Below are 11,215 nucleotides of genomic sequence, written 5' to 3'. Positions count from 1 at the left end.
GTTTAAATTAAAATAAAACGGATTGAAAAGTGAAAAAAAAAGTTCTCATACTCGGTTCGACTGGTTCGATAGGAAATAATACATGCTCGGTTATAAGAGAATTCTATAACGATTTTGAAATAGTCGGACTTTCCACCAACTCCAAAATTGATATTATAAAAAATCAAATAAAAGAATTTAATCCCAAAAAAATTCATATATCTTCAAAATCCGCATTGAATGATTTTAAAAATAATTCAAAAGAAAAAAATATTATTTATGAAGGAAATATATCGGAATTTGTTAGAGATATGGAATTCGATATATTGGTAAACGCTTTGACGGGATACGCGGGATTTTTGCCGACTGTAGAAGCGATAAAAAAAGGAAAAACAATAGCGCTTGCAAATAAAGAAACTTTGGTTGTCGGGGGCGATATAATAAACGATTTACTCAAAAAATATAACGCGAGTTTGATTCCGATAGACAGCGAACATTCGGCAATATTTCAAATATTAAGACATTTCAAAGACGCTCCGATTTCAAAAGTCATAATAACGGCTTCGGGAGGACCTTTTTTTAGAACTACAAAAGAAGAATTAAAAAATGTCACTGTGGAAATGGCTTTGAAACATCCAACTTGGAATATGGGCGGAAAAATTACGATAGACAGCGCCACTATGATGAATAAAGGTTTTGAAGTTATAGAAGCGCATCATTTATTTAATTTGGATTACGAAAAAATCGAAACTATAATTCATCCTCAAAGTTTGATTCATTCGATGGTTGAATTTGTTGATGGAGAGATTTACGCTCAAATTGGAAAAAACGATATGAGGCTTCCGATTCAGCATGCCCTAACCTACCCCGAAATAAAAAACACGCCTTTTGAAAAATTAAAATTATATGAGCATTCGGAAATTAATTTTTATAAAATGGATTTTGACAAATTCGTTATGCTTAAACTCGCTTACGACTGCGGTAAAAAAGGCGGACTCTATCCTTGCGTTTTGAATGCGGCAAACGAAATATGCGTTTATTCTTTTTTAGAGAAAAAAATCGGCTTTACGGATATATTCGATATTGTTCAAAAAATTTGCGATAGAGAGATTAATATTCCGCTTACAATCGAAAATATTATAAAGACTGACGGAAAAATTAGAGAAGAAACTTTAAAAGAGATTAAAGCCTTACAATAATTTTTTTATCTCGTCAATCTCTTCGTTAATAGTTAGCCATTCGTTTTCCGCTTTTTCTATGAGTTTTTTAATTTCGGATAATCTTTTGCTTTTTTCTTCGTCATAATTTGCCGAAAGTTCAAAAAATTTTAATATTTCTTTTTCTTCGGCTTTATAATCGTTAATTTGACTTTCGGATTTTTTTAATAGGCTTTCGCATTTTGAAAGTCTGTTTCTAATTTTCTTTCTATCTTCATAACTATTATTTTTATTTTCGCTTATATTATTTTTATTATTATTTTGAAAATTAATTTCTTCTTCCTCTTCTTTTAAGGCTTCGAGTCTCGTTTTATAAACATACGCTTGATAATCGCCCGAATAGAGAGAGATTTTTTTATCTTTAATTTCAATAATCGTATCGGCGAGTAAACTTGTAAATGTTCTGTCATGCGAAGTGAAAAAAATCGTTCCCATATAATCTTTAAGAGAATTTGCCAAAGCTTCAACGGTTTCAAAATCCAAATGATTCGTAGGTTCGTCCAAAATTAAAACATCGGCGCATTGAGTGATTGCGGATAAAAGCGATAATCTTGCCATTTCGCCTCCGCTTAAAACTTTAATGTCTTTATTAATATCGTCTCCAGAAAATAAAAAACTTCCGAGCAATGTTAAAAGTTCCTGATGCAATAAACCTTGTTTTGCATGCTTTTTCAAATACGATAAAACCGTGTCGTTAGCCGTTATATTTTTGTAAGTGTCTTCTCCAAAATACGCGATTTTTATTCCCTGAGCGTAATTATAAGTTCCCGATAGTGCGTTTATTCTTCCCGATATCGTTCTTAAAAAAGTCGTTTTTCCTTCTCCGTTTTGTCCAAGCACGGCGACTTTGCTTCCTCTAAATATTTCTATTCTTTTGCTTTCAGCTACAATTTTTTTATCGTATCCTATATTCAAATTATCCGAAATTATCGCAAAACCTTTTTTCTCTTGGACGGCGGGAAGTTTTATTTTTACATTTTTTGCAGGATGAGATATTTCTATAGTTTTTAATTTTTCCATTTGCTTTATGCGGGATTGAACGGATTTCGCTTTAGTCGCTTTATATCTAAATCTTTCAATAAATCTCTCCAAATGCGCTTTTCTCTCCTCGATATTTTTATTATATTTTTTTATCGAGGATTCTTTTTCTTCTTTGTATTCAAAATAATCTTCTATATCGGCGGGAAAGTAAACGATTTTTCCGTTTTCTATTTCAATAGTTTTTTCGCAAGTGGTTTTTAAAAATTCTCTGTCATGCGAGACAATTAAAAATCCGCCCTTATAATCGAGTAAAAAATTTTCCAAATCAATTAAAGTATTCAAATCCAAAAAATTAGAAGGTTCGTCAAGAAGTAAAAAATTCGGTTCATGGAGCATCATTTCTGCAAGTTTGATTCTCATTCTATAACCGCTCGACAAATCGCCAATATTATAATTAACTTTTATATGGTCGATTCCAAATCTGCTCGCAATTTTTGAACAAGTCCAAGATTCTTTATTAGTCGCTCTCATAAGATAATCAATGACTTTTTCCGTTTCGTCAAAATTAGCTCCCTGCGAAAGATAACCGATTTTTACTTCGTCCGAAAATATTACCTCGCCATTGTCCGCTTCCTCTTCGCCCATAAGTATTTTGATTAAAGTAGTTTTTCCCGCTCCATTCCGCCCAATCATTCCGATTTTGGATTTTTCTTCTATAAGCAAATTAACTTTATCGAGCAAAATTTTATTGACGAAACTTTTCGACACATTGACTATATTTATAACGCTTTTTGCCATACTTTATTTTTTATTTTTTATTAAATTGATTTTTTGATTAAAAAGATTTTATATTAATAATGAAAAATATTCAATTAAACTGTTGACTTATTTTTTAAATATGTTATAATTTGTTCATAAAATAAATAAAAAACCGAAAGAAAAAATTTCGGAATAAACTAATTTAACGGGAGATAAATTCTCATGGAAGAGAAGAGAAGAGAAGAGAAGAGAAGGCAATACTACGCTTTTAACTAATCGTTTATCGTTCAAATTATTAATCGCATTATTAACGTTTATATTATTATTTTCAATTAAATGCGAATCTAATGGAGAAACCTCTAAACCGCCTACTGCAAAACATGAACTTGTAGGTTATGATAAAGTATTCTTTCGTTAATTATTTATATTATAAATAAAGAGGGGAAAATCAATGAAGAAAAATAGAAAAAATAGCTTGGTTCTTAAATTTCTAATTCCTTATATAGTTTCCGTATTCATTATTTGCGTTATAGTTTATATATTATATTTTCCGCAATACAAAAACAGATTTATAAAAAATGAAGAATACAATATAAATACTATGACATTAATGTTAGAAAATAAAATTTTATCTCTCTATGGAAAAGTGAATATAATTTGTTCATATTTGGAAAAAGAAACCGACATGAATAGATTAAAAACGACATTCGTAAATATTGTAAATAACGATAAAGATTTAATGAATATATATTACGGCGGAAGAGTTCCTTATAAAGACGGCGGAAATATGCTCAATACCGTAGGCGAATTGTCCTCCGATTATGACCAAACCTCGAGAGGCTGGTATAAAGACGCAATGGCATCAAAAGAGATTGTAGTATCCGAACCTTATATTGATATTATAGACCCTACTAATCCAATCGTGATAACTTTTTCAAAGGCTATTTACAATAATGGAAATTTATTAGGAGTAGTCGGAGTAGATATTTTATTTTCAAAAATTATTGAAGATATAATTAATAATAAAGATTATGATATAAATATAATTAATCATAACGGTTTATATTTCCACAACGCGAACGAATCCTACATATTAAAACAAAATATTTTTGATAATTCGATTATATCAAACCATAAAGATGATATTTTAAATAACAATACTTACGGCTGGGTAGAAAAAGATAAAGTATATATGTCGGCTAAAGTTCAAAGTCTTCCATATATATTGGTAGCTTCTATGGGAACAAATGATTTGCAAAAATCTTTAATAACATTGGGTATCATTCTTATAGCCACATCGATTCTACTTTCAGCTATAGAATTGGTTCTCGTTATTACTATAGCTAAACCTATTTCAAACACTTTGGAAAATACGATTAAAATAATAGAATCGATGTCGAAAGGAAATTTCAACACTTCCTTTAACGATAAAGAATTAAATAAAAAAGACCAAATGGGCGATGTAATAAGGGCGCTTAACGATATGCAAAATAAACTTGGCGATATAATTTATAACATGAAAAACGAAATTAACGGAATAAACGATTCTGTTAATATTATAACGCAAGGAAGCGTAAATTTATCCGACAGAGCCAACTCTCAAGCGAGCGCTTTGGAAGAATTGGCAAGTTCGGTAGAATTCGTTTTATCCTCTTTGCAAGATACCGCTAAAAACGCGAACAACGCCAAAAGCATGAGCGAAAATGTCTCCGCCGACACAAAAAACGGAGTGGACGCGATAAATTCAACTACCGATAATATGAACGAAATAGCCGAAGCGAGCAAAAAAATATCCGAATTAACGGACACCATCGAGCAGATTGCATTACAAACCAATATCCTCGCTTTGAACGCGTCTGTTGAAGCGGCGCGAGCGGGCGAACAGGGAAAAGGTTTTGCCGTAGTTGCTTCGGAAGTAAGAAATTTGGCTATTAATGTCGGAAACGCGGCAAAAGATATAGCGAATATTTCTACCGACATCATACAAAAAATAGATAACGGAAAAGCGTCCGTTAAAGCCTCTTCTTATATGTTGAGCAAAATAGAAAATTCGGTAAACGATGTATTGGAATTATTAATTAATATTTCAAATTCGGTAATAAACGAAGAAAACAGCATCTCTCAAATCAATTTAGCGGTAAACGAATTAAATAATATAACGCAGGAGAATTCAAAAATAGCGGAAGACGGAGCCACCGCAAGCAAAGATGTTTTGGATAAATCGAAAAATATAGTTAATGAAGTTTCTTATTTTAATTTTAATTAATTTATATCGTTAATATTATTTTCTATTTTGTCTATAAATCTTTTAGCCAGCAATTTTGCATCTATATTTTCAATGCATATATGATTGCTCGGGCAGTTTTTTCTTTTATAACATTTTGCGCATTCTATATTGTCCGCTCTGAAAACTTCCGAATTTTCCGCTATCGGTCCAACTCTGATTTCGCTTGTCGGTCCAAATATTGCAATAAGATTTTTTTTGAACGCGCATCCCGTATGCATCGGAAAAGAATCAACCGTTATCATTCCCGAAGAATTTTTTATTAAATATGCAAGTTCGGATAAAGTGAAAATCCCCGAAGCGTTCAAAACATTATCGAAACCTTTTACGATTTCCCCGCATTCTTTATTATAATCCGCAGTCGCCGAAACTATTATTTGAATGTCTTTTAATTTTTTTATTTCCGATATTATCTCTCTCGTTTTATTAATCGACAAATCTTTAGTTTCCCATCTTGAAAACGGTGACAACACTATATAATTTTTTTCTATTTCAAAATTTTTTATTTCTTTTATTTTATCAATTTTATTTTTAAAATCTTCATCTATAGTTTCGGGCAAAAAATAATCCAAATCCGTTCCGTCATCGGGGCAGTCAAAAAATTTTAAAAACGAAATCAAACCCACTATAGCGTTAATATCGACATAATAATTGCTTTTGACGAACGCCCATTTTCCTTTGGCGTATTTTTTTTTAGCCTTGCATAAATAAAGAAAAATTACGCTTCTTTCGAGTCCCTGCAAATCGATTGCAATATCGTATTTTTTTTTTCTCACTTCTTTTATATGAGAAAAAAATTCTTTTACAGTCGAAATAAATTTTGACGGAGATTTAAAAATTTCTTTTTCGTATTTATAAATATCGAGGACATATAATTTATTTATATAAGGATTATTTTCAAGTATTCCCAAAGCTCTTTTATCGGTTACAATATCAATAGAGGCTTCGGGCTTCCATTTTTTCAAAGCTCTTATAACGGGCGTCATATGAAGAACATCGCCCAGTGAAGTTTGTTTTATTAGTAAAATTTTCATAAATTTAAAATCAATTATATATTCATAGTAGATTATTTTCAAGTTTTTAATCGGTTAATTTTTATTTGAATAAAATTTATTTAAAAAAATAGAAAATATAATATAATCTCTAAAATGAAAAAAATAAAAGATTTCTACTACAAAAAAGCAAAAGAAGAGAATTATAAAGCGCGAAGCGTATTCAAACTGGAAGAAGCGCAGAATAAATTTAAGTTTATAAAATCGTCCGACAGAGTTTTGGATATTGGATGCTCGCCATGTTCTTTCAGTCAGTATATGCTTAATAAAATATTAAAAAGCGGTTCGGTTGTCGGAGTCGATATACTTCCGAATTCTTTTTCTCATCCGAAATTTACTTTTATACTCGGCGATATTAAAGAAATGAATTTAACTACTTTTGATAATATAAAATTCGATGTCGTTGTAAGCGATGCGATGCCAAATACTACATCCGATAAAGAAACGAATCATTTTCGCTCGATGGCTTTGGCAAAATCAATATTCAATCTCGCTAAAGAAGTTCTTAAAAGCGAAGGAAATTTTTTTATAAAAGTTTTTGACGGAAAAGATTTGCCAGACTTCAAAAAAGAATTAAAAGAAAATTTTGAATCAGTGGAAATATTTAAACCGAAAAGTTCGCGGGAAGAAAGCAGAGAAATATTTTTATTTTCCAAACATTTTAAAAATATTTTTAAAATTGATTAAAGTTTATTGAAACAAAATAATTTTTTATATATAATATTTTTAGTTTTTAATTTTAAATTTTAAACAAAGGATAAATTATGAAAAGAGAATTTGCATTGGTTGTCGAAACCTACGATAATAATATAGCTAAAGTTCAGTTACAAAGAGGAACGAGCTGCGATGGTTGTTCGATTTGTTCTTCGGGCAAACCTATAGTATTGAGAGCTTTAAATAATATAAACGCAAGCAAAGGCGACAATGTTATTATAGAAGTTGAAGAATTGAAAAGAGGAATAAATTTTTTTGTTTATATAGTTCCATTAATCTGCCTAATAGTCGGATATGTTATTGGAGATTATTTTTCCAAATTAATGTCGACTGAAAATTTGGGACCGATTTTTTCTTTTGTTTTATTTTTTATTTATATAATTTTTGGAATTCTAAAATTAAAAAAGAATAATAAAATAATAGCGAATATAATTTGCCAAAATAAATCTATAAACGAAACTATAAACGATTTTAATAAATGAAAAACAGAATAATAATTACGATATTTACTATTATAATCGCTTCGCTAACGACATATTTTTTCGTATCCATAAAAACAAAAAAAGAATTTGAATCTTTTTACAATATAGAAAACGATGCAATATCTTCGGTTAATAAAGTAAACGGACTTGAAATTATTCCAAAGATTGAAATTCTTGATGACGGAAAAATAAAAATTCTAACTTTTAATAAAGTTCCAAATTCAATTTCCAACGCGGTAAAATACGCGAACTATTTATGGAAAAACGAAGGATATTATATAATAACCAACGATAATTTTGGAAAAGAAATGGGAAAAGTCGAGCTTGCAAAAAATTCTTCGGAAAACGGAAAAATATTAAAAGTAAATGTTAATTGTAACTCGAACGATTCTTTTGAAGTTATTATAAGTCTTATAAACGGAAGCCTTTTATTAAAAAATAAAAATAATATAAGCGCTAATTAAATATCATGCATACTGAAATTGAGCCAATAGCCTAATTCGATAAATAATTTTTTCTCTTCTTCGCCGAATTGAATATTTCCGCTTTTATATTTCGTTAATATTTTATAAAAAATATTTTCGTAAGTATTTCTGTCAATCGGCATATCGTTATTTGACAAAAATTTTATATCGCTTAATAAATCGAATATTATTTTTGTGTTTCCCGTTTCATATAATTCGTTTAACGCTTTTTCAATTTTATTACCAACCAAACTTGATATTCCGCTATTTGAAATGAACATTCCCGCGTTTCTCGCGTTTTCTAATCCGTTTGAAACTTCTTCGTAGGCGTCTTTTCCTTTTTCAATAATTTTTTCTCTTAAAATTGGGGACACCATAGCGCCCATAAGCCGCCTGTAATCATAATCGGGAGTTATGCCGTTTGAATTAAAATAATCAAATAATTTTCTGTATTCGGGATAAATTTCATGCATCAATTTATCTAATTTTTTTATATCTTTTTTAAATATATCGTTTGCAAATTTATCTCTCACATCGGATGTCAAATCTTTTAACGATAAAGTATGAACGGGTGAATTATCAAGTTCGTCATAATTTTGAGAAATCTGAATTTGATTTTTTAATTCGTAATTTTCTTCGATAGTTTTTGCCTTAAAATATATGTCCGAATCGATATTATCTATCAATATTCCTTCGGTATAATTTTTTTCTTTTTTAGTCGCCTTTATCGTATGCTTGAAAATATTTATATTATCTTCTTTATACTCGGAAGCGATTAAATTAAAAATAAAATGATTGATAATATACAATTTATAAAAAGCGTCTTCTTTTTCTTCTTTCTCGTAAAAATATCTCGCCGTGTGATGTTCGGGTTTATTGCTTATCGATTTTTCCAAAGTTTCCAAAAATTCTTGATGAGCTTCTTCTACAAATTTTGCGTTTTTATCTTTAACCAACATTCTCGCGTAATGGAAAGACTGCTCGGCATACTGCATATTTTTAACGGGTTCTAATCTTGAAACATCTTCAAAAAACCATCCGCAGGAAGTGTAGGCAAAAAGCGAATATTTATAAGATTCCATTAAAAATACGAATTCTTTGAAAGATATAAATTTACTGCATATTTCATACAAATCTTTAGCGTCCGAATCGTTATATATCGCTCGAACATATTCTTCTCTTAAAGAATTTCTCGTATCGCTCGTGAAATCTAAAAAAGTGCTGAATAGTTTATCCTGCATATTTCTTAATATATCGAAAGCCTCTCTTAACGGAGTTCTCCAAGATAAATCGCATCCGTCCCATCCTCCGCATCCGCAGGCGCTTCTCCATCTCTCCACTCCATGCGAACAACTCCATGAAGTTCCGCGTCCGCCTTCTCCTTCATGCAATATAACCTCTTCGGTTGGAGGAAACATATTCAAATAATGCTCGTAATTAGTTGGAGTGATTCCGTCATAATGAACATTCTCTTTAAAATATCTCGAAAGGCACATATCGGCAAAAGCTTCATGATGTCCGTAGCTTTCTCCGTCTGTAGCTATATTTACCAAATTTTTATTTCCGTAAGCGTTTCTTATTCTTTCGGCTAATTTATCCGCGGACCTTAATAAATGCTGAAATGCAATATCGTTTGAAATATAAGGGTCATAGAAAAACACGGCTATTTTTTTACCGTCATGTCCATATAGCCAGTAAGGTTTTGAAGTGTCGATTCTTCCGCCCGAAACATCGATTAAAGAAGAATTTTTTACATAATACGCTTGATATGGAGATAATATGGTAAACTTGACTCCGCAATCGACTAAAGCGTCAACGACATCCAAATTAATAGCGGTTTCCGAAAGCCACATTCCGTTGGATTTTCTTTTAAAATATTTTTCAAAATTATACAATCCCCATTTTATTTCGACTCTCATATCTTCTTTTTTAGCCAAAGGCAAAATAATATGATTATAAACTTGAGCGATAGCGTTTCCGTAGCCTAATCTTTCAATACTTTTTCTGTCGGCTTCCACAATTCTTTCAAGCAAATCGCTTCTCGTTTTTGCAATATAGTCAATAAGCGTGGGACCAAAATTAAAACTTATATATTGATAATTATTCGACATATCCGCTATTTTTCCGCCCAAATCGAGTATTCTCGAATATGCGTTCGGGCTATAGCATTCTTTAGTTATTCTTTCGTTCCAGTCATGCGAAGGAGACGCGCTCGCTTCTTTAGGAATCTCTCCCAAAAATGGGTTTTCTCTCGGCGGTTGATAAAAATGTCCATGTAATATTAAGTATCTCATAATTTGATTATATTATAAAGTTATTTAAATTGCAAGGGTTATTTTATTAAATTTAATTATATAATTTCAAATTTTTTATAAACTTAAATTTTTTAAAGCAAAATTTATTTTCAAGTTAATAAGTCAGTATATAAATAAAATATTTTTAATTCAAAGGTAATTCGGATATTTCTATATCTATATTTTTATTACTTTTATTTTTCATTATTAAATGCTGATAAACTTCTTTTAGCGAGGATGCTTCTTCTACTTTAGGACCTATTATTACTTTTTTCAAATAATTTCCTTCAAAAATCGGGATTTCATAATTTGAATAAAGTCTATTTATATCTTTATCAAATGAAACGTCACTACCGTTATTTTTAGTTAATTGAATAATTCTGAGTTCTTGTTCTTCAAAAAATGCGGGATGCTTAATTAAGTATCTGATATTTATCAAAAGTTTATAAGCTAATTCTAATTCTTCATTTTTCAAATTCCTAATTATAATAAATATATTTTTTAATACAAATTTTATATTATCTGTAATATTTGAATTATTTTTGTCATATTCAATATCTTCATCGAATAGATTATTAAGATTTATAATCTCATTTTGATATGTGCTATCTGTAGGATTATAAATAAGTTCATTTTCTTCATCATCATAATATAGGACAAAATAAAGTGGAAGTTTATCTTTCTTTTGATTAATTATTGGAATAGAATTTATAAGCGATAATTTACTATAATAACTAGAACTTTTTATATCATTTTTATAATCGTCTTCTGTAGAAACAAGTAATCGTGATGGATTTGTTACTACTAAATTATCTATATCAAAAAAGGAATTATTAAAAACTAAAGATATTCCTGTTCCTTCTCGCTCTTTCTCTTTACCATATAATCTAAACATTGTAAGAAAATCTGTATACCTAATAAAAGAAGTTTGAAGAACTAGATAATCTTTATTTTGTTTTTCCGTTATACTTATATTATTTTTTATATTT

General features: G+C 29.8%; 8 protein-coding genes and 1 pseudogene. 5 read left to right on the top strand and 4 right to left on the bottom strand.

Annotation, left to right across the window (positions count from 1 at the left end; translation table 11 throughout):
- Positions 1–29 precede the first annotated feature (29 nt).
- Positions 30–1,178 carry a 1-deoxy-D-xylulose-5-phosphate reductoisomerase gene (gene dxr, locus ACR0QS_RS06915; RefSeq protein ID WP_432632709.1) on the top strand — a complete coding sequence of 383 codons (1,149 nt, stop codon included), beginning with the start codon at positions 30–32 and terminating at the stop codon, positions 1,176–1,178.
- Here the strand turns inward: dxr and ACR0QS_RS06910 are convergent.
- Positions 1,170–2,975 carry an ABC-F family ATP-binding cassette domain-containing protein gene (locus tag ACR0QS_RS06910; RefSeq protein WP_432632708.1) on the bottom strand — a complete coding sequence of 602 codons (1,806 nt, stop codon included), beginning with the start codon at positions 2,973–2,975 and terminating at the stop codon, positions 1,170–1,172. The genes dxr and ACR0QS_RS06910 overlap by 9 nt on opposite strands.
- A 412-nt stretch (positions 2,976–3,387) precedes the next feature.
- Here ACR0QS_RS06910 and ACR0QS_RS06905 point away from each other — a divergent pair, with 412 nt between their 5' ends.
- A complete protein-coding gene (locus tag ACR0QS_RS06905; RefSeq protein ID WP_432632707.1) occupies positions 3,388–5,202 on the top strand; it encodes a methyl-accepting chemotaxis protein in 1,815 nt (604 codons plus the stop codon).
- Here ACR0QS_RS06905 and ACR0QS_RS06900 read toward each other — a convergent pair.
- Positions 5,199–6,254, bottom strand: coding sequence for a glycosyltransferase family 9 protein (locus ACR0QS_RS06900; RefSeq protein ID WP_432632706.1), 1,056 nt, complete (start codon positions 6,252–6,254; stop codon positions 5,199–5,201). The two genes, ACR0QS_RS06905 and ACR0QS_RS06900, sit on opposite strands and share 4 nt — an antisense overlap.
- Before the next feature lie 114 nt (positions 6,255–6,368).
- Between ACR0QS_RS06900 and ACR0QS_RS06895 the strand changes: the two genes are divergently transcribed.
- The 3 genes from ACR0QS_RS06895 (at position 6,369) to ACR0QS_RS06885 (ending at position 7,932) form a co-directional block, all read left to right on the top strand.
- On the top strand, positions 6,369–6,959 hold the full coding sequence (locus ACR0QS_RS06895) for an SAM-dependent methyltransferase (protein ID WP_432632705.1): 591 nt from the start codon (positions 6,369–6,371) through the stop codon (positions 6,957–6,959).
- Between the two features lie 77 nt (positions 6,960–7,036).
- Positions 7,037–7,468, top strand: coding sequence for a SoxR reducing system RseC family protein (locus ACR0QS_RS06890; RefSeq protein ID WP_432632704.1), 432 nt, complete (start codon positions 7,037–7,039; stop codon positions 7,466–7,468).
- On the top strand, positions 7,465–7,932 hold the full coding sequence (locus tag ACR0QS_RS06885; RefSeq protein WP_432632703.1) for a hypothetical protein: 468 nt from the start codon (positions 7,465–7,467) through the stop codon (positions 7,930–7,932). Before ACR0QS_RS06890 ends, ACR0QS_RS06885 begins: the two co-directional genes overlap by 4 nt.
- Here the strand turns inward: ACR0QS_RS06885 and ACR0QS_RS06880 are convergent.
- Positions 7,929–10,226: a DUF3536 domain-containing protein gene (locus tag ACR0QS_RS06880; protein WP_432632702.1), complete on the bottom strand. Its 2,298-nt coding sequence runs from the start codon at positions 10,224–10,226 to the stop codon at positions 7,929–7,931. The two genes, ACR0QS_RS06885 and ACR0QS_RS06880, sit on opposite strands and share 4 nt — an antisense overlap.
- Before the next feature lie 145 nt (positions 10,227–10,371).
- Positions 10,372–11,215: pseudogene (locus ACR0QS_RS06875) on the bottom strand (hypothetical protein); the annotation flags it as partial.

It is taken from the genome of Brachyspira sp., assembly GCF_050873525.1.
Lineage (GTDB): Bacteria > Spirochaetota > Brachyspiria > Brachyspirales > Brachyspiraceae > Brachyspira.
This window is presented reverse-complemented; position numbering and strand designations above follow the sequence as displayed.